The sequence below is a fragment of the Fibrisoma limi BUZ 3 genome (genome assembly GCF_000296815.2).
GTDB lineage: Bacteria > Bacteroidota > Bacteroidia > Cytophagales > Spirosomataceae > Fibrisoma > Fibrisoma limi.
Genome location: NC_019017.1, coordinates 22,778 through 46,338 on the forward strand (window position 1 = coordinate 22,778; position 23,561 = coordinate 46,338).

Here is a 23,561-nt window from a genome sequence, read left to right on the forward strand (position 1 = left end):
TCAATACGACTTAACCAAGATTTAACTAATTACATCCGGATTATTAAAGCCTTTCTTTACTAAATATGTAGGAATCATTATCGACAAATTCACTGGCCGACAACTCGATACTTTTCACCTGGGCGGAATCTTGTACGAACGTTACAGGAAAAATACCGAATCTCGGGTTAGAGAACGTAAGTCGGAATTGATTACCATCCATATAATCCAGTTGGCCGGTTAGATTAGGATGATGTTGAAACCGAATCGTTAATCGTTGCTTTGTTTGTTTAACTGGCTCGGCTGTAATGGTAAGTGTACCGTAAAGATTGTTCTGATAGGTTCCCGTGTAGGCCGACAGGGGCAGCGCGGGTTTGGCGTTTTTCTCAACCCGGCTCGCTAATGCCTTAATTTCCTCCTGGCTCTTCTGATCCTTTGCTTTTGCCCGGTTGAAATAGTATTGATGCCGATTTGTATAAGGAACTCCTAAATAAGCATCAAGCAGTTGAAAGCGTAGAGCCTCTTGAAAACTGTGATGATCTTGATTCGTGAGAATAACAATGCCTAATTTTTTACTGGGAACCAGGGTGGTACTACTTCGAAATCCCGAACACGCACCAGCGTGCGCAAAGACGGATACACCGGCATAGTCCAGTAATCCGACACCCAGGCAATAGAATTGAAAACCAAGGGGGAACAAGGTCATTCGACTGGAACTGGCAATTGTATTCGCTTCCCTGGATTTTTCCAGTGCCGCCCACGGAATAATTTGACGGTTACCGACTCGGCCACTATCAAGCTGCATTTTCAGCCAAAGGGTCATATCCCGGACCGTTGAACTCATACCGGTAGCGGGCCCTAAATTGTCAAGATTGTCATAAGGAATTCGTGTGAGATTTCCTTGAGCATTACAACACGTCGTATACGGTAAGGCTACGTTCGACTGCTTGCGCATATCGTCGTAGAGGATGAACGTTCGGGTCATCCCAAGCGGATTGAGTAGTTGATTTTGTATAAATTGCTCCCAGGTCTGATTCGTCACCTTGGGAATTAGTTCAGAAGCAACAACGTACCCTTGATTCGAATAGCCAAAGTCTTGACGAAACTGATAAGGGGGAACGTGAAGTTGCATCCGGGTAACGACATCCTGCCGGGTCAGGCTAGAATCCCAAAATAGAAAGTCTCCCTGATAATTCTTAAAGCCTAATCGATGCGATAGCAGATCTCGAATCGTAACTAGCTGAGTCGCAATAGGATCGTTTAGTTTAAAGTTGGGAAGATACTTGATCACCTTTTCATCCAACGAAAGCTTTTTTTGGGTATCTAACAGGGCGAAGCCCGTGCCCGTAAATAATTTAGAATTAGAAGCAATCGGGAACACCGTGTTTTCATTCACAAATTGTTGCGTACCCGCTTCTAGCACACCGTACCCTTTGGCTAGGATAATTTTACCATTCTCAACAATGCCAACAGCCATACCCGGTATCTGCCAGTCAGTCATCCCCCTCTTGATATATATATCTAAACTGTCGGTTACAAATTGAGGAGTTTGCCCATAGGCGGGTTGACACAAGCAGTACAGAAAATAGGTAAGCCAAACAATTTGTTTCATAAATGTTGCGGTCAGCTTAAAATGACTCATTGGCTGAGATTTAATTATAAAATTTCATTAAGGTCATTTTTTACCTCCTAAGCGTTCTTGTTCGCTTTCAGAACCAAAATTTCTATTTTGTAACTGTTTCGCTTTTTTATTACCGAACCGAAACGAATACGTCAAAAGCACCTTCTGACTTTCTATCCTATGCCGAAATATAATATCTGTATTTAGATAACGACCATAATTAGTGATCAGAAACGTATGAAAAATGTCAGTAGCGGTCAACTTTAAAGACGATTGCTCGCCGAACGATCGTTGAACGCCCAGGTCAACATACCACAACGGATCGTAATACATGTAGCCAACCACAGCTTTGCTTCGATAAACGAAATTGAAATTACCGGACCATTTTTTCCAATTGATCTGGTTATTCAACCGAAAGGTTGCCGTCAATTGGCCTAGTAAAGTAGGGGTGTCCTGAAATGTTGAGTAGAAGCGGGCATGAGCTGCCGTGCCCACGGCTTGTAGCAACCAAGCTTTCGACACCTTGATGGGTACTGTCAGGGTAACCGCCAGTCGTTTTTCCCAATCAAAATTGATGTTATGGTCTACTGTAGAAGCCGACGCCGAGTCCAGCCGGTAAACAACCTCGGCAATACGGTTTCGGGTATCACTGTATACCACAGCAACACTTAGCCGTTTAGCCGTTGTAAACACCCCTTGGAGCGTGGTTGTTAACTGAGGTAGCAAACTTGGATTACCCGAATATAGCGTTAGGGGGTCATAGAAGATGTAAGCCGGATTGAGCAGATCGAAGCCTGGCCGGACGATTCGTCGGTTGGCTGATAGAGTAATTTGATGCTTTTGTGGGGTGGCGTATTCCAGGGAAACAGAAGGGAAAAAGTTGAGGTAGTTTTTCCTCATGTTACTCGTTTGACCTGCAACACCTTCGTAATTCGTGTGTTCAATGCGAAGTCCTGCCTGGACCGACCAAACCGACCACTTGTAAGCGACATTTCCATAAGCAGATGCAATACGTTCGTTATAGACGTACGACTTTGCCAGCAAAGGTATCAGTGAGGAGAAAGAGGGCGAATATTGATTCAGGCTGGGAACGTTATCCATTGACACAGAACTGTATTTAGCGCCAAGCTCTAGTTGGCCTTTTGACCCGGCTCGGGTTGTCAGATCCAACTTCGCTGTACGAATCCAAACGTTATTTGGATAGAACACTCGAACCGATTCGGTAGAAAGTTTGTCCTGTGCTATGGGCGTAAAATGGGCCGTTGAAATAGAATTGTTAATGTACCGTGCCACATCAAAATCGGATGACAAACTGGTCTGGTTGTTAAATTGCTTACGTACATTAAAGTTAGCCGCTACGTTTGTTATTCGTTCCCGGAACTGGGTAGCGGATTCAAGTTGCACCCGTGGCCGCACCGACTCCGAAGTCAGGTAAGTTATCGTCGAAGAGGGCCTATCCTGCCCACTGATCCAGGAAGCCTGGAGGACCGAACCCACCGTAATTGATTTTGTAACGAACCACTCCCAGTTGGTCCGTACCAAGTGACTAAAAAACGACACTTGGTTAAACTCCCTGCTGTTGACGCGTTCATTTTGGGAGAATTTGGTCTGGCCAAGACGTTGCTCGGAGTTCCAGCTAAAGTAGGTCGGTCGGTAAGTCGGTTCATATTGTAAACTACCTTGTACCTTCTTCAGGCGTACCGATAAATTTACAGACCCATTCGCTTTTTCATACCGCCCAAAACCAGTGCTCAAGCTGGCTTCACCGGCAAAGCCGTCTGTAGTTAATGTTTTGGTGAATAGTAAAATGATGGCACTACTCCCGGCATCATACTGCGCGGATGGGCTGGTTAAAATTTCAATCCGGGCTATTGCATTAGCCGGTAAACTTTGTAAATACGTATAAATTTGATCAGGTGTTAAATAGAGTTGCCGCCCGTTTTGGTAGAGGATGATCCCGTTTTTACCGTCAACACTAATCGTTTTGTTAACCGCGTTCGTTGTAATGCGCGGAACTGCCCCCAGTGCATCGAAAGTTGACCCAGCTGACAAAACGGGATTGGCAGCCACGTTTAGCACGATACGATCACCCAGAATTTCGAAAAGTGGTCGCTTTTCTTTAATTGTAACTTCATCTAAGTTTTGCGTCTGCGTTTGTAAGGTTATTGTTATCGGCTGCTTGGTTAAAGTGTCCGTACTTGTAACGGGGCGTACAACGGTTGCATAACCAACTTTTGAAGCACGAATGATATAAGAACCATTCACCAGTTTAAAAAATGCAAATCGTCCAAGTGAATCAGAAGCGGTAATCTTTACTAGGCTTGAATCTAGGCGCAACAACACAAGATGTCCGCCAGCGACGGGAGTCCCCGTGGCAGAAACAAGCTGTCCGATCAGTTGTCCCTCACCAAACTTTAATTCATTGACTTGAAATGGCAAAGCTTGGCCAAGGCAAAAATTCATTATGTTTACCAATATAATCCATAGATTAAGAAACCAGCGTACAAAAGAACTCATAACAGTTAGCAGTAAATCAGAAATGGTGCATTCGAATACCCAATATACCACTAAAAATCTGAATGCAGGCGAACCCTTGTTTGACTTCCCTCCCCGAAAGGTGACTTGGGACCGCATTTTATTACACGTCCTGTTTTGGCTTTGGGATGGCCATGCTGCTTATTGGGCATTGGACCGGGTACTTCGGGTCAAGCCCGACGTAGCACCCGATCCTGATATGTTTGTGCTGATGTACGTAACCCATGTCGGAACGACCATGCTGCTGTTTTACTCGTACGGCTACCTGATTGTGCCCATGTTTTTGCGTCAATTGATCATCCTTAAGTCCATTAACCGCAACACAATATGGAATGAGCTAAAACGCTTTCGGGTTGTTAAGCCAGTCTCCATCAGGAAATTGGGGATTGTACTGCTCAGTACCCTTGCTGTGTTCGCCGTGTTCAATGTCTATGATTACTACCTGTTTACCTATGTGGCGAACCATTTTAAACCCATTCCCGCTTACGTCAAACGTATCAATGATTTACTAGGGCCGATGGGACCAATCGGCGTGTTTTCAGATTATTCTTTGTTGTCGTTTATCTGGGCCTATAACGTTTCTTACATTCTGCTCCCACTTCAAATTCGATTGATTAGGGAAGCGATCTCCTGGGGAGTAGCTAACATCCGGCAGAAAGAACAAAACAAAATTCTGGTCAATAATCAACTCCAAGCCCTTCAACACCAGATCAATCCGCATTTTCTGTTTAACGTGTTCAACAGTATCCTAGCGCTCATTCATCGTACCAACCGGCAGGCCGCTGAACTGCTACGAAAATTGTCTGAACTGATGCATTACACGCTTTACGATACAAATAAAGATTTCGTGCCTCTGACCGGCGAGTTAACCTTTATTCAAAATTACATTGACATAGAAAAGAGCCGTCAGTTCAACGACGAGCACATTACCATAAAGCAAAGGGGCGATCCTGATGGCTTATTGGTTCCCCCTTTGCTACTGGTCACGTTCGTCGAGAACGCCTTTAAACATGGCATTAACAACAGTTACGAAAAAGCTTGGGTATGCATTGACATCTATATTGATGCCTCCCAAGACGTCTTGCGGGTAACGATTGAAAATCCGATCACTGATGATGTTTCTCCCCTAAGTGGGGGTCTGGGTATTGCTAACGCCCGTAAACGACTGGATTTATTGTTCACTCCTAAACAGTACCAACTAAACATACAACAGGAAAACTCGATCTACCAGGTACACCTGGTTATTCCCCTCAAACGAGAGAAACGTTATGAATATTCCGCAGCCCATTAGGTGTCTGGTCATCGAAGATGAACCGCTTTCGCAAGAATTACTGCTCGATCACATACAGCGAATACCTACGTTAAAATTAGTAGGAACCGCTTCTAATGGTCAAATAGCTCTGCAGAAGTGTCGAGAGCTAAAACCAGATCTGCTACTTTTGGACATTCGCATGCCCCGGTTAAGTGGTTTTGAACTGCTAAGCTTACTCGAAAAACCGGTCCCGCTGGTGGTTGTAACGACTGCTTATCGGGAATATGCTTTGAAGGGATACGAACACGCGGTGGTTGATTTTTTGGAAAAACCTATATTTTTTGATCGGTTTAGCCTAGCCATACATCGGGTGGAGGAGCGTCTTAACCGGTCAAAATTAGAGCATAGTTATGGAGACAAAGGCCTCAGTGAAGATGTTTCGATTGACCGTAAAGTATTAACCGTACGCGCCGGCCGTAGTCAGGTGAACATACGGCTAGACAACATTTATTACATCGAAGCCCTTGAGAATTATGTAAAGATTCGCCTGATAAACGCACCCACGAAGGATGTTGTAACAAAGATTTCTATCTCACAGTTGGAAAGCCTGTTGCCTAAAGACGCGTTTATTCGAGTTCACCGCTCGTTGCTAGTGCGCATTGATCAGATCAGTCGGGTTGATTCCTCATCGATCACCTTGTTTTCAGCCAAGGAGTTGCCCATCGGACGGACCTACCGGGATACGGTTCGGCAGGCGTTTATGGATTGGGAAGGTACTGTCCATTGATCTTGCCCTGTAGCCGGGCATCTCAGTTCGACCTCTCCAAACGCGCATTCGTCAATTCACCAATTAATTAAAGCCGTCGGCCAACTTTTTTAGCAGGAATAGCGCAGGATGCTGAACTTTCTGAAAAAAGCAAAGCCATGAAAAACAACTCGTCTCGCTTTAAAATCAATAAGCGTCAACTTGCGAATCGTCAAAGCAGCCAGCTTCTAGCGGATCATAAAGCAAAGTCTAGTACCACTATCATACTAACAGGAATTGGGATAAATATGCTTTGATTGTTTGCGGACATTGTACATTTTTGTAATGTACTAAACCACAAACTTTATGAGTACTTCTTTTCGATTTCAGTTGACTACTAAAAAAACTCTTAAGTCCCGCATGGTCTCGGTAAAAACGCGGCCGGATTCCAAAAATGAAGCAACCTGTGGAAACTCTGGAGGAACTATTGTGTCGACCGTGTTTATTTAGGTATATCCGTATTTAGAAGTATTAGCCCCGTTCAATCCCTTGAACGGGGCATTTTATTTGGTGTTCACATACTCTCGTATGAAAAAAGAAAACGAACTGAATCCATTTTTTGTCATTCGATTGCCTTACCGCCCCATTAGTGATTTAATCGTAACAGCGCAGCAAAGTAAGGCAGACAATGATCTTACCCAAGGCAGGCTCCTTCAGACTATACTTCAACAACCATGGGCGGAAGAGGCCCTATTTTTGGCTTCTCCTGATCTTTACCAAGCCTGGCTAACGGCAATCCACCAGCCTGACAAACTAACCGACTCCTTGAGCAGCACCTTATGGCGCTATGTTTTTCGGTGGTATAGCCGACCCACCCCCTTTGGGCTGTTTGCCGGGACCGGTGTGGGACGACTAGGGGTTCAATCCGTGATCGAATTTAATCCGCAAGCCTGGAAACCCGTTAGCCGACCAGATACGAGGATCTTGCAGGCAGTGTGCCGGGCACTGGAGGATGACCGGCAGATACGCAGTCAATTGATCTATAGTCTAAACAATAGCCTTTACGAAGCCAATAGCCAATACCGTTTTTCGGAACGAAACGGTAGTTATACCTCCCTAAAAATAGAATTATCATCGTTTCCAATCACACCGGATCTACAGACCTTGGTACTCAGGCTGAGAGCCGATCAACCTTTGCCGTTTGCTGAATTAGTAAAACTCTACGGGTTGGAATGGCAAAGGGAAGTAACCGAGTTTTTACACGCCTTGATCGACAATCAATTTCTGGTCAGTAACCTATCCATGCCGGTAACCGGGCAAGATCAAACAGCCTACATACTTTCCCAGCTTCAAAATCTGACTTTTCAGGAGCATACATATTCCATCCTTCAAAATGCCCAGCGACAACTGGAAACCCAAGCTTTAGAGTTGAACACGCTACAGCAAGTACATCACAATTTGCAAAGGTTGTTGACGGCTGCCCCAGAATCGAAACAAACGAATTACGCTTGCATACAAACGGACTTGTTCTTCTATCCGGATCGGCTGGAACTCGAGTCAGGAAGGATTCAAACAATCAGCCGCCAACTCATCGAGTTGCTGCCCATTTTGCAAGTCGATCAACAATTGCCTATTCAGGATTTTATTGACCGTTTCCGAAAGGTCTATGACCGACAAGCGGTAGATTTGTTAACGGTTCTTGATCCCGAAGTTGGTATTGGGTTTAGTCCCGAGTCGCCCCTAACCGGTTCCTGGCTACAGGAACTTCCTTTTGAGCTTCCCTCCCGATCTACCCAAATAAGTAGTGCATTTGACAATTTGCGCGAAGCGCTCTACAGCCGCTATACTCTCTCGCAACAGCATGAACTTGAGATTACCGATCAAGATATTAACCAAATGAAGCAAAACCGTAGAATCATCCCCTTGCCCCCTTTATGGTATCTACACGGGGAGTTCTATGAATCTAGGAAACAGTCGGACTGGCGATTTGCGTTTAATTCCTCGGCAACACTTTCTCCCGCCTTTTTCTTTGGTCGATTCTGTCACGGTCATGCTCAGTTAGAAGAATTAACCAAGCAACTGAGCGATTGGGAACAACAACAGTTTCCTGATGACATTTTAGCCGAAATTGTTCATTTGCCCACCCAGCCCCTAACGGCCGGAAACGTAGTGGCTCGTCCTATATTACGAGCCTTTGAAATACCTTATCTGACTCCGGCAGGCGTATGTGCCGAAAAAACAATCAACTTACAGGACCTTCTAGTATCAGTAAGGGCGAATGGTGAAATTGTACTTCACCATAAGCCTACGGGACGGCGGATAAGGCCGCGCCTAAGTAACGCGCACAATCCGGCGCTGGGCGACGAAATCTACCAGTTTCTGGCTTACGTGCACCGGTCTGAATCTCAGGCACTAGCTTGGTCTTGGGGATCGTTCAGCCAACTACCCCGGCTACCTCGTCTACGCTACAAAAACTTTATTTTAAATCCCGCTCAGTGGACCATTCGGAAAACGGCGGTTGGCCTCACACAGCCCTTAACAATCGACACGTTGAGGGCTGTCTATCAACTACCTCGGTTTGTCCAGTTGATTGAAGGTGAAAATAAACTACTGCTGGATTTAGCGTTTCGGCCAGGGGCAAGCCTTTTGCTTGATGCTGTTGATAAACACGAAAAGATAGTTCTTAAAGAATGGTTAGGCGAGTCGTATAACCCGTGGTTAAAACAAGGGAATAACCATTATATCTCAGAGGTTATTATCCCCATGAAATCTGCTCCAAGGGATTTCTCTTCACGGCCTACCTCTGCCGGTCAACCACAGCGCGAACAGAATCAATTAGGGCCCCTGCAACGCAAATTCATTCCTGGAGACGAATGGTTATTTCTGAAACTGTATGCTACTGAGCAAATAACCGATTCGATTTTAATAAATCTGTTGGTTCCCCTACACCATCGGGCGATGACCAACAAATGGAGTTCAAAGATGTTTTTTATTCGCTATTCTGATCCTGACCATCACCTACGCATTCGTTTCCAAGTTACCCCCTACGGTGTTCACAAACTCCTTGACCGGTGGAACCGCGCTTTAAAGCCGTATTTGCAATCAGGAATTGTAAAATCGGTTTCAATCGAAACCTACGATCGGGAAGTAGAACGTTACCACCCAAATTGGCTTGAGCACTGCGAAACCATTTTTAGTGCAGACAGCCTGAGCTTGTTAACGTGGCTAAAGCAGCAGCAAGAACCCACTGAGCTAGAACGGTATCGATATGCCATTGCCAGCGTACAGTTGTACCTATCCTCATTTCATTTGTCCCTTGGCGAAATGACGTCGTTTACCAAAGCAATGCAGGAAGCCTTTTTTAGCGAAAATAAGGGGACTAAAGCGTTGAAGCAAAAAGTCAACGAACTCTACCGCAAAAACAGCCTAAGCCTGTTCACAGCGTCGCCCCTTATGGAACAGCTACTGAACAATCGGCACTCGACCATAAGGCCGCCCGTTGAAAGTATACTTCTAGATTTTGAGCGCCTACCCGATAAAGTGGAAAAATTTGACGTAATAGCCGACCTAATCCACATGGCTATAAACCGGATTTTCCCGAGCTACCAACGAAAACACGAGTGGATAGTTTATCATTTTCTAGCGCGGCACTACGAAACCAAGACAGCTTTTAATAATCGGTTAGGTTAAATTTTTATCACTCTCAGCGTCCCGGTAACATAGCTACGAGCCTTTTCCTGTAACGCATACTTGTATTTCGGCACTCAGTCAAGGTCATTCATCCCCAAAAGAATGACATTTATCCCCTAACCACCTATTTAATATCATTCATCAATTATTGTGTTACCATTCTTCGGGTTCAACGTAATTTCAATCAGTATTAACCGAGAAGAATTGTCAATCCTTAAATTTCAGCTTGCGTTATGACAGCCCACTCGATTTATCCAACAACCCCTAAAGACCCTGTTGTAGAAAATCAGTATTTGAAAGAGCAACTTGCCAGTGCCATGAAGTTGATCAGTCAATTGAATACAGGGGAATCCCCACAGGCTAAAGAACACATCTACCTGTATACGGAACGGCGGTTGCAGAAAGTAAGCTTTAAAGACATCAACTGGATTCAGTCGGAACGCAACTACGTTACGATCTATACCGAGCATGGATACTTAACAGTACATCAGCCGATCAGCAGGATCGAAGAATTACTTCCCCAGAGTTCATTTTCCCGCATTCATAAGTCATTTATCGTGGCCAATGACAAAATAGATTTTATTGGAAAAGACCAGGTTGGTCTTAAATCTGATCAACATACTAAAATATTGCCCTTAGGAGCCCAGTATAAAAAGTCGTTTATACAATTGTTCAAACAAGCGCCCCTTAAACGCAACTCTTTATACACTTAAACGACATTGATTGTCCACAGATAAGGTTCCAATCCAATCGTGTGTTGGAAGCAGCGCCAACCTGTTATTTGGTTTGTTAGGGTGGAATAGCGCACCTCCACAAAGAAGGTATCGAGCGCGTACAGGTTTAAGTATGACTTACCTACTTTTCGATTTAACAGATAGGTTCCTTGTTGCCAAACAGTGGTCAGCTGCTGATCATTGGATAGCGCCTTGAACTCGTTGAAACTCATTGTAAAGTAAAATTTACAGCCATTTACTTTATTGAATCGGCCTTCCTGTATAAACAAACGCTGGTTTTGCTCATTAATTTTTTAGGTGAGCAGTAGCATTATTACCAGCTTCTATTCCCTGGTCTCAACTACGGTTTGCTGCCTGTGGCGTGGCGAAAAGCCCGACCTAAATTAGGTTGGGCTTTTCGCATCTATCCACACCATAATTCAAGGCTTCGGCAAACCTTAACCAGATGCCCTAATTTAACAGTAATCAGAGGTACTACTTAACTATGATTAACCGATATTCTTAATTACAAACTACTTCTATTCCAACGCTTTATCATGGTCTAATGTAAAGCAATTTCATTGGAAACTGTGCCCACTTTGGTTAGCTGTCACTGGACTAATTCGTTGATAGAAGCAGTATTGGTAGGCTGGATTTGTAAACAAGCGCTATCATTAATTTGTATTGTATATGTTTAAGTTATATTATAGCGGCTTGGATATAAAAAAGACGATGAATGTTCTCATCTCCAGCAGAAAATCATCTTGAACGCCCCCTGGATATTAATGATTATCTGGGATTGAACCGAGTTACAACGCATTTCGCGGTGGTGGAGACGGACAGCATGATTGAAGATGACATTCACCGGGGAGACATTTTGATCGTTGACCGCTCGAAACCGGTTGTATCTGAAAGCATTGTGTTTGTCTGGCTGGCCGGCGATCACTATATCAAGCGTATTCGCTTTGTCGGTGATATGATCGAGCTAACCACTGCCAACGAGAAATACGAGCCGGTTTACGTGCATCCAGGCGACAATTTTGAGATTTTTGGATCTGTGACTTATGTTGTTAAAAAAGCCAGAGTCATTATACCTTTTGTGCGACGCCAATAATTTTGTGCGACGTGAAAAGTCAAGTTCTGAATTGTTTTGCCGGGGGCGTCCCGCGACAAAACCAGCCATGCCACTGGCTGTACGCTACGAAGACGTGCGGGCAGGTAACTGCCGGTACTAAGCATTCCGACAACGTACCAAAACCCACCCTAATCGTGAGAAAAAGGTGGTTCCGTTAGCATCAAACGGAATAGGGCAAGCGTGGATGGTAAGGCTAACTTAAGTGAACTTTTGATAAACGCCGTTATTGCAGAACAAGCCAAACGATGCTAACAGGCTTGAACCAAAAGGTACTGTGGCCCGGTGTTGGGGTTGAATGTTTCCCCAACCGTGGACAAAGGAGGCCACCGGCGGAAAGAAAGAGCCTAACCCATCCGTTGTTCAGAGCTTGAAACACGGTAAGCCCGTAGTCTTCCCCCTTTCGGGGTAGGAACGCTGTGAAGCCGACCCACGAGACTGCGGGTAAAGGAAGATGGAGAAAGCGAAGGCCAGTCTGTAATGGACTGGATAGGGGCTGAGACATCGCCCCGCGCGAAAGCGAGCCCACTTCCATCTGGTCTCACTTTACAAGATAAACTGACTAACCAATGCAGGAGACAAAGCAGATGACGGAAGGGCCGCAAGGCGCAACCGGTGCAGTTTCCGGTCAGGAAGAAAGCTGGTTTGCCATTGACTGGCAACGGGCTAACGGCTTGGTCAAGCGGCTTCAGGCGCGTATTGTAAAGGCTACTCAGGCGGGCCGTTGGGGTAAGGTCAAGGCCTTGCAACGACTGCTCACCCGCTCGTTCAGTGCCAAAGCCTTGGCGGTGCGACGAGTGACGGAAAACCAGGGCAAACGGACCAGTGGCGTGGATGGTCAACTCTGGGCTAATCCACCCCGTAAACGACAAGCCATCGATGAGTTGAGAAGCCGGGGGTATTGCCCTCAGCCGCTCAAACGTATTTACATTCCCAAACGCAATGGCAAACAGCGACCGCTGAGTATCCCAACCATGAAAGACCGGGCCATGCAAGCCCTGCACCTGATGGCCTTGCAACCGGTGGCTGAAACGACGGCCGACCCTTGCTCATTCGGCTTTCGCCCCGCTCGGCAAGTGGCCGACGCGGTCGAACGCTGCTTTAGTCTGCTGAGTCGTCAAGACAGCCCCCAGTGGGTACTGGAAGCCGACATCGAGGCCTGCTTTGACCGTATTGATCATGACTGGCTGCTCCAGCACATTCCGATGGAGAAGACCATTTTGCGTCAGTGGCTTAAAGTCGGTTATCTAGAAAAAGGTAACTGGTGGCCCACTGCGGAAGGCACTCCGCAGGGCGGTATCATTTCACCGGTACTGGCTAACATGGCCTTAGATGGTTTAGCCAAGGAGTTAGCAACCTACTTTGCCAAGTGTCGCAAACGAGCCAACCGGGGCTTCAACCCCAAAGTCCATTTGGTGCGCTATGCCGATGATTTTATCATCACCGGTATTAGTCGTCAACAACTCGACGAACAGGTTAAGCCCGTCGTTTGTGACTTTCTGAGCAAGCGCGGTTTGCGGCTTTCTGAATCGAAGACCAAGCTAACGGCGATCACGGAGGGGTTTGACTTTCTTGGGTTCACCTTTCGGAAGTTCAACGGCAAGTTGCTCATCAAACCGGCCAAAAAGAGTTTACTGACCTTTGTGCGGTCGATGCGCCAGCTTATCAAGGCCCATAAAGCGGCTTCCGCTGGAGAGTTGATTGCTTACCTCAATCCCAAAATCAAGGGGTGGGCTTACTTCTATCGGCATGTATGCAGCTCGAAGACCTTTCATTGGCTGGACGCACAACTCTTTCGCTGCCTGTGGCGATGGGCCTTGCGTCGACACCGTAAGAAAGGCAAGCGGTGGGTAAGACAGAAGTATTTTAGGCGACACGGTCGTCGCAACTGGACCTTTAGTGGCCAAGCCATCAAAGCGAACGGCCAGACCATCGAGCCGCATCTGTTCTATGCCTCGGATGTAAAAATTCGACGTCATGTCCGCATCAAAGAGGCTGCCAACCCCTTTGATACACGTTGGGAAGAGTACTTTGAGCATCGGCTTACCGAACGCATGAAAGCCACGTTTCGGGGTCGGGAGCAGTTAAGCTATCTCTGGCGCGAACAGACCGGTCGTTGCCCGGTCTGTTCGGAGTACAGTACTGACCAGACAGGTTGGCATAATCACCATATCCAACCCCGTGTGCTGGGCGGAGCGGACACGTCAGAGAATCGGGTATTGCTGCACCCGGATTGCCATCGTAAGGTCCATGGCCTTGGACTTACCGTTGAGAAACCGCGTCTGGTGAAGGCCGGGCGTTAGTGAGGCTTGAGCCGTATGAGGGGAAACTCTCACGTACGGTTCTTAGAGGGGTGGAGGGCAGCAATGCTCTCCGCCTACTCGACTACGTCTCTTGCGAAAGCATATTCAACCCTGAATTAAAAGGGAAAGCAGTTATTGTGCTCAGCAATCGAGATGGCTGTGTGGTCGCAAGGTCAAATCCGGCAAAAGCCATTGGTATAAAAATGGGCCAGCCGTTTTTTATGACCGAGGAGATCCGAAAACAACATGACGTGCGGGTCTTCAGCAGCAACTATACGCTCTATGGGGACATATCGGCGCGGCTGATGCGTACCCTGGCAACATTTGCCGACCAAATCGAGGTATACAGCATTGACGAGGCATTTTTAGTCGTCGAGGCTTATCAAACTCTTTATGCTGACATCAAAAGCCTAGCAAAAACCATTCGCGAGACAGTATTGCAATGGATTGGCATACCGGTGTCGATTGGTGTGGCACCAACGAAAACGCTGGCAAAGGTAGCGAATTGGTATGCCAAGCGTCGACCAGAACTTGAAGGAGTGTGTGAATTAACCAACCAAGCAGCTATTGATCAGGCACTAGCGGAATTTGGAGTAGGTGAGTTGTGGGGCATCGGAGACCGATCAGCCGCCAAACTTAAGCGAGTGGGCATCACGACAGCCGCCCAGTTCCGGGACACCAATGACGAGTGGATCAGCCAGGTATTGACCGTCAACGGAGTACGGATGGCGCACGAACTGCGCGGCAGACCGTGCAAAATGCTGGAGATTGAAGCCAAGCCCAAAAAATCAATTATGACCGCGCCATCCTTCGGCCGACTAGTTCCAGATCTGGATACGATTGCTGATGCGCTGACGACGTACCTGGCCAGGGCCTGCGAGAAGCTGCGCCGGCAAGACTCAGCCGCTGAAGCGGTGACGGTCTTCCTTCACACGAACCGGCATCGTAAATCCCCCAACGGCCAGCCAGCCAAGTATTATTACAACGCGCAAACGGTAACGCTCCCCCACCCTACCAACAGCACTGCTGAAATGCTTAAGTATGCCCATGCAGCCCTAGAGGCTGTGTTTCGGTTTGGGTACCAGTACCAAAAGGTCGGCGTAATCTTAAATGGTATTGTGCCGGCTGGCTACTGGCAACCGGATCTGTTTACAGCAGGCTCCGATGAACGGATGAGAAAGCTAGCCAAGGTGGTGGATCGGATCAATTATCGGCATGGTCAGGACCGGGTTCGCCCGGCATCCCAGCGCTATAACCCTGATTGGCCGATGAAGCAGCAGTTTTTATCTAAACGATATACGACGCGATGGGAGGAGATCTTAGTTGCTAAATAAGAAAATTTCTGTCGTCGGAACAGACGAACAAAGTATCTTTTGGCTAACAATTGTAAGGCGTTTTCTCGGTCGAACTCGACTCGTTTTTTAAGTAGTTGGCTGGCCAAAATGGTGTGATATTAACAAAGTAAATAAGGTATAACTTTGACAAACTTGCATTGACGATAACGTGTACATCCTAATTAGTAAGTACGACAAATTCAACGCGCCGGTTCTCCGGGCATCCCTCTGGTGGAGAACAGTTACGTTTTAATGGCTTGGAGTCGCCGTAACCAACTGTCTCGACACGATGACTGGCAACACCGTTACGAATCATGTACTCACGAATCGTGGCCACCCGGTCCTCCGACAGCTGTTGATTCAGCGCGGCATTGCCAATTACATCAGTATGCCCTTCAAGCCGGATACGAAGCGTCGGGGTTTGAAGCATGTGATCGACCAAGCGATCAAGTTCGCGATACGATTCCGCAAGCAACTCGGCTGACGATGTTTTGAAGTACACGTTGTTTAAGCGTACCGTCTGACCTTTGCGATAAACTACTGGAGGTTCAGTAGGTACCACTTGTGGTTGAGCTCGCTTTGCACGAATATGCTTCCAATGACGCACTACCGGCAACATTAACCGGGCGTTGACGTACACGCCACCGGTTCGATAGCCAATCTCATTGACCCCTTCTACCTGATCATTCCGGAAAAATGTATGCTGTTCCGAAAACGCTATCGTTTGCGGCAAGCTGGCCGACACGGAGACCTCGAGTAACCCGTAGCTTACGCCAACTTCTGGAGTTAGAGACAACACGTTACCGGCGTACTGCTTTCGCACTACCTTATCACCCTGACCGTTTTCGGTAAAATCAATCGTAAACTGATCACGGATGGGTAGCTTGGGCGTTACATAATTCAAATAATGGGCTTGATTGACGCCTAGTCGAATAAAAGCACCAGTTCCTTCAAACTGCGGAAAAACATCCTCCCAGTGGTAGGCTAGGGCACCATTTAATTGCCAGTACGAGAGGTAAACATTCCAGCCTGTAATCCGATTTCCCTTGAATGAAAAGGATCGTTCGCTTAGTGAGCCGTAAAACTGTCGCCCCCAATCCACACCGGCCAAAACAGACCAGCCCGTCTTAGTTCGCCCATTTATTTGCTTTAGTCCCAGGTCTAATCCATAGCGAAACGGCCGGATAGAAATGCCCTCACGTTGGCCGTTTAGGGTCACAATCTGACTGGGCGGCTCAGGGTTGTAGGAGAATAGAACGGGACCTTGTGTACTTGAATAAGTTGGTTGAAAGGCCAACCAGTTGTAACTAACCCTGGGAGCTAGGATAAATTGCGTTTCCGTCTGCTCACCTTGCCCCCTGACGCCGGGGGCGACCAACAGGCTACATACGTATACCAGTAACCTGGCTTTACGGGCCTCGTTACGAACACCTTGTAGTAGGTTCAGTCTATTGCAGTATCTCTGGATCAAAGTCATACCCGGCTTCCGGTTCATAACCAATCATGTAGCGAAGGATAGGCTCCGGGTCAGGAATTGATAGTACGTAGTCTCCCCAGTTTGCCGAATTACCAAATCGCTTTTCCATCTCGGGTAAATTTGTTAGCATAACCCCGTCGGTAAGTGGTGAGCTAATGCCGTGATTCTCCATGTACTTAACCAGTTGATGGAGCTGAAACGCTTTAGCGGGTGGTCGACCCGCGATCCGAACAAACGGATTGCGTAAACATGTGCCTAAGTATTCCTCATCCTGCCAATCCTGAATCCCCCAGAAATTTAGCAAATAAACCTGCCGGTAATGCGCCAGATTTAAATAGAATTGCCCAAAGCTGCGTTCCTTATCATACCATTGGTTGCGAAAATGTTGACGTAGTTCTTTCAACTCACGTTCATTATCGCCTAATACTTTCGGGGTGATCGCACGTAACTCGGCAAAACCGTCTTCTAAGGGTAGTTTCTCAAGTTGGCGATACGAATAGATAAAGTGAAGAATTTGGTCTAAGGGTATCGGCTTTATGGGTAGTTTCATAGTGTCTTTTAGGTCAGTGCTCCTTTAAGCTGTTGCAACACGTTACCACCGATTGGCCGGTAGTTGCTTATAGCACTAATTGATTGTATTACGTAGTTTTGGGCCAGTTGATACCGATCGGGATATAGATCGATCGCATACCATTTATAATTTAAGCCGTTTCAATACGGTCATTATCTCGATCATTTCATTGGGCTTCCAAAGATCAGGCTTGCCTACCCGGTTATAATACGTATTGTAATTGACTCCGGCCTGCTTCAACACTAGGCCAAGGTTGGCCGTTTTTGCCAAACGCGCGGTCAGTTTGGTCTTGGCGTCCTCAAAGGCGCTAATGAATTGCTTTTGGGCATCACTTCCATAGAGAAGCACCAGGGTAGCCAGGTCCTCATTAGTCAGGGGCCGATGCCCTAATTTTTTCAAATAAGCTGATTTTTCCGAGCCCGATAGGTGCCGCAACTCAACCTTGGAGAGCCATTCATTCACCTGTTGATCCACTTGTTTTTCAAATTCGGCATACTGGCTAGCAATTCGCAAGATCTCGGCGTCATGGGGTAACTGCGCGTCAAGCTCTGGGCCACTCAGGGTTACTTTACCTATCTCTTTTTTCTGCTTTGCCATAAAAGCAAAGATAGAATTTTGAGTGGTCAACCTCATCAGACTTCGGGTTTAGCTTGCGTGTAATAGTGAATCAAAACGTTTAAGCCACCCAAGGCAGACTCCTCATATTGCTCAAACGGGCGATATTCCAGCAGGGCTTCCTGAACGACCAATTGTCGAATACGAAGCAGCGCCGATAACAGGGCGGTCGTGTCCAAGGGAGGAGCCGGTAACTCCTGGGAGCGCTGCCAGATCGTTCGGTTCTTACTGTTCAACGCGCAGTCGGATTCATGGTAAAGATTCCACCAGGCTTTTACGAAACATTTGAGCACGCTGGCCTCGTGCTGATCAAACATAGCCGGCACCTGGCTGAAGGCCCAGCGCCGGACCAGCTCGACCTCGACCGAGTTAAACAGCCGTTCGTGTTCTAAAAACGTCGGATCAGGTTTCATGTGTATTGAGCGGGCTTTGACTCGGTTGATCAACGCTGGCGATGAACTGCCAGTGATCAAGTAAAAAATCAGTGATGTCAATCGTTTGGTTAAATGGTTGCGCCAGTGGCCACTGCTCCACAAAAGCGATCCGGAAAGACCGACAAATGGCTTTGGCAAGGGCAGCATTTCGAAATATATGCAGACAGATGGCCAGGGCCGTTTGATCGGCTCCTCTCCCGGAATAGCCCCAGGCAAATCCATTAGGCGAATAGCGGGCAACTGCCAGACTCTCGTGGAGGGTTAGTTGGTTAGTTCAACTCCGTCCACAAATAGTCGTTCTCGGGCGCAGTTGCCCGCATTGCCGGCCGGGATGGCCATCACCCCGGCGACGTCGTAGGTTGTTTTTTCTAGCGGTTGGTTCATGGGTTTTCGTTTCGTTTACGGGTTTCTTCAGTAGCCCATTTTTTGGCCGTTTCCACTTCCTCTTCCGTCCAAAAGTCCGGACTGAAGCAAAAGTTGGTTAAACTTTTCTCGCTCTTCTTAAATTCAAGTCGAAGCGCCCGAATCTGCTGCTGTAACTGGTCTATCTGACCGTGAATGCGCTCCTGATCATCGCCCCGATCCGTGATCGTTCCGGCCTCGGGCAGAAATTTTGTCCGCGACGGCGACCCGGCAGTGTATGTAGGCCATCTTACTCAGCTAAAAGGTACCTAATGCATTCGGCCACCTTATAAAAGGTGGCCACTTGTTGGTTATTTCGTGCGATCTGCAGCGCGTGAAACCAGTGAGTAACTTCAACCAGCACCGACTCTGATGTCCTCCATTGCAACTGTTGATCGCTCACCCGCTCTACCGGAAATTTGTCCTGCAATGCCCGTTGGATTGTATCGATCGGTTTAGTCATGACTTGGTTCGAGTGTTTCTACAAATAAGCCTAGCTGTGGCCCAGCGGCCTCGCAGTTAACCCGCTCGACGACTCGCGCCGATGCAGTGGGTTCTGCCAAAAATTGCCCTTTGATAGCATATATACTTAACGTTACCAGATCCGATATGTACAGCTGATAGCCCGCTCCCCGGTACGAGGTCTGGAAAGTTACCCGGAGCGCCGTGCAGCGATTAAAGGAACGATTCAGCCACATGATACGGTCCTCAGCAAACTGCTTTAAGGCATCAGGTGACTCCAGCTGAAGGTCGTCCAGCGAGTAAGCCAACTTAAGAGCCGCTTCCTGAAGACGATTCTTAGCACTGATCGAATGCGTCAGTTTTATAAAATAAGCCATACGTCAATTAATTAAGGGGTAGATAGGATCTGCCATGAGGTCGGAATATAGGGTTGCTGTTTCCAGTTAGCCAACAGCTTTTGATATTTGCGCCGTCCTCCCTCAACAAAGGGATCATCCGTCTTCAACTCCACCACAAACACCCGATGCGGCTTTTGTTTCTGTATCCCAAACAGGATATATCGCCGAACGGAGTGTTGACAACCGTCGCTGTAAAAAGCGGCTTGCCGATCGTACTCGTACCGCAGACAGTTGTCCAGAAACTCGGACTGGCTGCTAGCCGACGTAGTTTTGACATCCACAATCAGTTCATCCGACGGTAGCAACAGATCCAGCTGCGATTTACAGGGTAACTTGGTTAGCGTATCGTCCCAATACTGAGGAATTTCCGGAATAGCCTGCTCCAGTAATTCCACGAACAGGGAATGATTCCGCATAACGTCAAGCATCCGTAGCATGGGAGTAGCTCCAACTCCGCTGGGTAGTGTATCCCGATCAACAAGCAGATGATGGTGAAAGCGAGTACCAAAGCTAAGAGCGGGGGATTGGCTCTGCTGAGGAAGCTGGCCATATAAGCGCACGTTCTTAAACTCACTTAAGTCGCTGTTGGCAATTCTTGGGGTCGCGCGGTAGCTTAACATGATAGAAAAGGGTTAAAGAGGAAGCCTGCCCTAAGCTGGACTTTCCCGGTGATTACCATGCTTTCCAGACAAGGGCAGGTTTTGTCTGAACAGCGCCTAACCAGGTTATTCGCTCGACAACCTGCTCGACGGTGAACGTAGGCTCGGTTGTCTTTCCGTCCCAGTCGCATCCGGTAACAATAGCAATGCCGTGCACAGCAATGCCATCAAAGGAAAATGCCGGGGGTTGAGGATTTCGACTCAGTGCATCATCGTCCACCAACAAGGCATCGTGATTATGCTGCCGGGCGCACACGTCCCAAAATTCGCTGCCGAGTAACTGGCAAAAACTCTCGTTACTACCGTCACCCTCTACCGTGGTAACGGTGCAAGCGTAGGGGTCAATTTTAATGAAGTTCATAACAGTCGTGGTTTTCTCTTTGATTATGGGTTAAAGATACGCTTATTTTACATTATTGCAAATATAATACTTTGTGATAATGTAAAATAGGAATAAATAAAACTGCCCGTTCATCTTTTTAACCCTAAGCTATCCGTAATTTTAGGGTTGAGAACTCCGCTTCTTTAAGGTCGTGGCTTTTCTCTTTGATTATAGAATACAGCAGAAACCAGCCGGTATTGGGCTGGTTTCTCTCATTTAAAAGAGTTGGAGCTGGGGGCCTAACCCAACGAATTTTTTGGGGTGACGCACCTCGTCAAGCCACTGTTTTTTGTCGCATAACGCCTGGTATAAGCTAAAGAAGAAGTCAAATTCGGGACGTACTAAATAGTACACAATGTCTGGGTAACGAAGCAACGTTGTATCCAGTCGAGCGGCCACGTGCTCAATAGCGGCCTCAATGCATTGTTCTTCGGTTGCATAGCGGGGATTATTGGCCCTTACCGCGTGGTCGCTGTCAAAGTACAAGTAACCCCGTTCATCGAAGCTGGGCGATAAACATACCGTCGTCCGTCCACTTCGTCCCTCACAACTGGCAATGTTGCTAAACCAGATGTTACAGGAAAATCGCCAACCAGCCAGATAATGCTGACCCTCTATCCAGCTCTTGCTCAAGAAGCCGTAGTAGATGGAGAAAACGAACGTCACTGGGCGACTACTTTGGGAGACGAGCGTAGTCGGATTGTCACAAAGCGGGTTATTGCTAATAATCCACTGATACCGGTGCTTTTTCATAGGGCATCGCCAAAAATATAGTGAGCAGCTGCGGCCACGCAGTTCGGACAGATACCGAGTTTCATGCCGGTTTCAAAGGTGTATCCTTCGGCCGTGTAGTGCAGTAGAGCAACGGGTTGATTACACTTCTGGCAACGGTCGTCCGGTTCGGCGGCTTCGGGCTCCTGCTGCTGGAAGGCCCGGATGGCTGGCCGACTGATGATCCAGTCGGCGAAGCAGAGATAAAAGTTTTTGCCGGTGTAACGGGCCTGCGTCCAGGGGCAAAAGAACGACCGGCTTTGTTTGCCTTCTTCCTTGGCTGTCTTAACAACATCAAGGCCATAGTCGGAATAACTCATTTGATTAGTTGTCTTGACGTAACAGCGTCGCTCTATCGCCAACAAAGCCGTTCTTTAAATAGTCTGGCAGCGCATTGATGATGCGTTTAGACGCTTCAACACCCAAACGGTTATATATATACGTCTCATGAATTTGGGCAATCGCGTGAACGTCAGTAACCAACTTGCGCTGTAACTTGATCGCTTGGATACCAGTAACTGACTTAGGCTTGATGTTATTCCCTAACTGGTAGACGGTTAGGGCGGAGAATGAATGAACACCGCTTACGCTGGGGCCGTAAAAACCGGTTGCGGCCCGCTGGTTCATCTTCAGATTCACCCCTTTTTGATTGGCTATCTGTAACCCATCGCAAACCAACACCGCGCGAGCCGAAAAGAAAGCCGCGTAATACGCCTGGGGAAAAATCCACTCGACCGAACTTTTCAAGAAGTCAATGTCCCGCATTGTTAGGGTCAACCGTAAAGCATATTCTGCACTCCAGGCGTTAAGTAATAGTTTGCCGATGGCACCTACTTCTTTCTCGGTTAACTCAGTAGTGAGGTAATTCATGATAAACGGTTTAGTTAGGTTCCGGCTTGCTGGCTCGTTCCGGCATCGGTGATTCAACTCAGCAAGCCGGAATTGGACTTATTAGACGGCTTCGGCCTGAGTATAATGCTCTTCTACTGCGTCCCGTAGACCCTGTGGGGTTACCCCTGCTGGTAGTTCATCAACTACCTCACCGTTGGCAAACGGGTTATAGAAATTATATGCTGTCTTTAAACTGGCGATGTCAGTAAGGGTCTCCTGACGGAATATTCTTACCTCCCGCGAAAACTGTTTCAATTCGCTAGACCGCTGTGTCTCCGCCATCTTGTAAGAAAAAGTAGCGATGTAATAAACGCCCTTTGGCTGAATCTTGGTGTTCTCTTTCTTTTCAGCAATTGCCGTGATGACTACATCCGCCAGTGTAAGATCATCGTAGTAAAGCGGTTCGATCAACCGGAAAATGTTATCGACCGAATAGCCGTGAAACAGGATGGATGAGACGCAATCTTTTTCATCAATAAAAAAGAGTTCCGCCCAATTTTTGACACCCATGTTAAGAATATTGTCCTTGAAAATGCGCCAAGCGATTGGCTGGAACGTGAACGTCCGACCGAGCTTTTCGCTACCATTGATATTGAACACACCTTCTTTGGCATCAAATCGATACTGACGCGGGTGGCCCTCCAGGTATTTGTATTTGTTAATAACCTCGCCGGTTAACTCACTCACTTTTTGATACGGTTTCAACGAGTTGGTAGTCTCTACTAAAGCAGGGGTGTTGGACTTAGCCATGATCAAGAATGTAAAAGATGTAAAATGGCTGGAACAAACCCCGTCCGGCCTTCGGGGTGTGGGGCTAACAGACTATGAGTCGATCAGCCCTAAATGATCTCCAATGGTTGGCAAGGGTATCAAAGTAGCGGACGACAATCGAATTAGTCGGTTTGCCATTGACCGGAGTAGGCTCAGCGGCTCCGTAATGACCTATTGCAAAGCGTTCTGTTCCGTCTCCCTTGATGTAGAAGAAACTTACCGGCTTTTGATGCATCAGTGATGTTAATTTGAGGGTCGCCCATGCCTGTTTCTGGGCTTTACCAAAGCTCATTCCAGTTTGCTTAACGATCTGGTTAGCCAGCATAAGGGCGTCGTTACGAAGAGAATTAGAAGAGTTCATGTGCGGCAATAGTTAAAAGTGAAACTGACCCAGACTTAGCCCGCTGGGTCGTCGGGCTTATGC

23 protein-coding genes and 1 pseudogene are annotated in these 23,561 nt (G+C 47.2%); 7 read left to right on the top strand and 17 right to left on the bottom strand.

Annotated features, from left to right (window positions below; genetic code table 11):
* Positions 1–43: 43 nt before the first annotated feature.
* Together BN8_RS30730 and BN8_RS30735 are read right to left on the bottom strand one after the other, a co-directional pair.
* Complete coding sequence (locus BN8_RS30730; RefSeq protein ID WP_040007267.1) at positions 44–1,591, bottom strand: serine hydrolase; 1,548 nt, start codon at positions 1,589–1,591, stop codon at positions 44–46.
* Between the two features lie 63 nt (positions 1,592–1,654).
* Positions 1,655–4,117, bottom strand: a complete 2,463-nt coding sequence (locus tag BN8_RS30735; RefSeq protein WP_192579115.1) for an outer membrane beta-barrel protein — start codon at positions 4,115–4,117, stop codon at positions 1,655–1,657.
* A 22-nt stretch (positions 4,118–4,139) separates the two neighbouring features.
* Here BN8_RS30735 and BN8_RS32120 point away from each other — a divergent pair, with 22 nt between their 5' ends.
* From BN8_RS32120 to BN8_RS30775, 7 genes are all read left to right on the top strand, one after another.
* Positions 4,140–5,426 (top strand): sensor histidine kinase, encoded by a 1,287-nt coding sequence (locus tag BN8_RS32120; protein WP_051041174.1) that lies wholly within the window; start codon positions 4,140–4,142, stop codon positions 5,424–5,426.
* Positions 5,404–6,174: a LytR/AlgR family response regulator transcription factor gene (locus BN8_RS30745; protein ID WP_015056888.1), complete on the top strand. Its 771-nt coding sequence runs from the start codon at positions 5,404–5,406 to the stop codon at positions 6,172–6,174. The genes BN8_RS32120 and BN8_RS30745 overlap by 23 nt, the downstream gene beginning before the upstream one ends.
* Positions 6,175–6,720: 546 nt before the next feature.
* Complete coding sequence (locus tag BN8_RS30750) at positions 6,721–9,822, top strand: lantibiotic dehydratase (protein WP_144051873.1); 3,102 nt, start codon at positions 6,721–6,723, stop codon at positions 9,820–9,822.
* Between the two features lie 233 nt (positions 9,823–10,055).
* Positions 10,056–10,535, top strand: coding sequence for a LytR/AlgR family response regulator transcription factor (locus tag BN8_RS30755; protein ID WP_015056890.1), 480 nt, complete (start codon positions 10,056–10,058; stop codon positions 10,533–10,535).
* A 736-nt stretch (positions 10,536–11,271) separates the two neighbouring features.
* A complete protein-coding gene (locus BN8_RS30765) occupies positions 11,272–11,649 on the top strand; it encodes a LexA family protein (protein ID WP_015056892.1) in 378 nt (125 codons plus the stop codon).
* A gap of 587 nt (positions 11,650–12,236) precedes the next feature.
* A complete protein-coding gene (gene ltrA, locus BN8_RS30770; RefSeq protein ID WP_229368502.1) occupies positions 12,237–13,970 on the top strand; it encodes a group II intron reverse transcriptase/maturase in 1,734 nt (577 codons plus the stop codon).
* Between the two features lie 50 nt (positions 13,971–14,020).
* A complete protein-coding gene (locus BN8_RS30775) occupies positions 14,021–15,304 on the top strand; it encodes a Y-family DNA polymerase (protein ID WP_040007273.1) in 1,284 nt (427 codons plus the stop codon).
* Positions 15,305–15,482: 178 nt separating this feature from the next.
* Here BN8_RS30775 and BN8_RS32125 read toward each other — a convergent pair whose 3' ends face one another.
* From BN8_RS32125 to BN8_RS30840, 15 genes and pseudogenes are all read right to left on the bottom strand, one after another.
* Entirely contained in the window at positions 15,483–16,799 is a 1,317-nt protein-coding gene (locus tag BN8_RS32125) for an OmpA family protein (protein WP_015056895.1), read from the bottom strand.
* Positions 16,753–17,331, bottom strand: a complete 579-nt coding sequence (locus tag BN8_RS30785; protein ID WP_015056896.1) for a hypothetical protein — start codon at positions 17,329–17,331, stop codon at positions 16,753–16,755. Before BN8_RS30785 ends, BN8_RS32125 begins: the two co-directional genes overlap by 47 nt.
* Before the next feature lie 144 nt (positions 17,332–17,475).
* Positions 17,476–17,949, bottom strand: a complete 474-nt coding sequence (locus BN8_RS30790) for a hypothetical protein (protein WP_144051874.1) — start codon at positions 17,947–17,949, stop codon at positions 17,476–17,478.
* Between the two features lie 35 nt (positions 17,950–17,984).
* Positions 17,985–18,380 (bottom strand): hypothetical protein, encoded by a 396-nt coding sequence (locus tag BN8_RS30795; RefSeq protein ID WP_040007220.1) that lies wholly within the window; start codon positions 18,378–18,380, stop codon positions 17,985–17,987.
* Positions 18,370–18,651: pseudogene (locus BN8_RS34000) on the bottom strand (DUF6166 domain-containing protein); the annotation flags it as partial. The gene BN8_RS30795 and the pseudogene BN8_RS34000, both read right to left, overlap by 11 nt.
* Before the next feature lie 11 nt (positions 18,652–18,662).
* Positions 18,663–18,785: a hypothetical protein gene (locus BN8_RS33790; RefSeq protein WP_015056899.1), complete on the bottom strand. Its 123-nt coding sequence runs from the start codon at positions 18,783–18,785 to the stop codon at positions 18,663–18,665.
* A gap of 268 nt (positions 18,786–19,053) precedes the next feature.
* The gene (locus BN8_RS33460; protein WP_015056900.1) at positions 19,054–19,266 is read right to left on the bottom strand and encodes a hypothetical protein; all 213 of its coding nucleotides are present in this window, start codon (positions 19,264–19,266) and stop codon (positions 19,054–19,056) included.
* A complete protein-coding gene (locus BN8_RS30805; RefSeq protein WP_015056901.1) occupies positions 19,259–19,642 on the bottom strand; it encodes a hypothetical protein in 384 nt (127 codons plus the stop codon). Before BN8_RS30805 ends, BN8_RS33460 begins: the two co-directional genes overlap by 8 nt.
* 11 nt (positions 19,643–19,653) lie before the next feature.
* Entirely contained in the window at positions 19,654–20,283 is a 630-nt protein-coding gene (locus BN8_RS30810; protein WP_040007222.1) for a PD-(D/E)XK nuclease-like domain-containing protein, read from the bottom strand.
* 52 nt (positions 20,284–20,335) lie between these two features.
* Positions 20,336–20,683: a hypothetical protein gene (locus BN8_RS30815; RefSeq protein ID WP_015056903.1), complete on the bottom strand. Its 348-nt coding sequence runs from the start codon at positions 20,681–20,683 to the stop codon at positions 20,336–20,338.
* 237 nt (positions 20,684–20,920) lie between these two features.
* Positions 20,921–21,457 carry a hypothetical protein gene (locus tag BN8_RS30820; protein WP_015056904.1) on the bottom strand — a complete coding sequence of 179 codons (537 nt, stop codon included), beginning with the start codon at positions 21,455–21,457 and terminating at the stop codon, positions 20,921–20,923.
* Positions 21,454–21,795, bottom strand: a complete 342-nt coding sequence (locus BN8_RS30825) for a hypothetical protein (protein WP_040007224.1) — start codon at positions 21,793–21,795, stop codon at positions 21,454–21,456. The genes BN8_RS30820 and BN8_RS30825 overlap by 4 nt, the downstream gene beginning before the upstream one ends.
* A 4-nt stretch (positions 21,796–21,799) precedes the next feature.
* A complete protein-coding gene (locus BN8_RS30830) occupies positions 21,800–22,345 on the bottom strand; it encodes a hypothetical protein (RefSeq protein ID WP_015056906.1) in 546 nt (181 codons plus the stop codon).
* An 81-nt stretch (positions 22,346–22,426) separates the two neighbouring features.
* Positions 22,427–23,116 carry a hypothetical protein gene (locus tag BN8_RS30835; protein WP_015056908.1) on the bottom strand — a complete coding sequence of 230 codons (690 nt, stop codon included), beginning with the start codon at positions 23,114–23,116 and terminating at the stop codon, positions 22,427–22,429.
* Positions 23,117–23,180: 64 nt separating this feature from the next.
* Positions 23,181–23,498, bottom strand: a complete 318-nt coding sequence (locus tag BN8_RS30840; protein WP_040007225.1) for an SH3 beta-barrel fold-containing protein — start codon at positions 23,496–23,498, stop codon at positions 23,181–23,183.
* Positions 23,499–23,561: the final 63 nt, after the last annotated feature.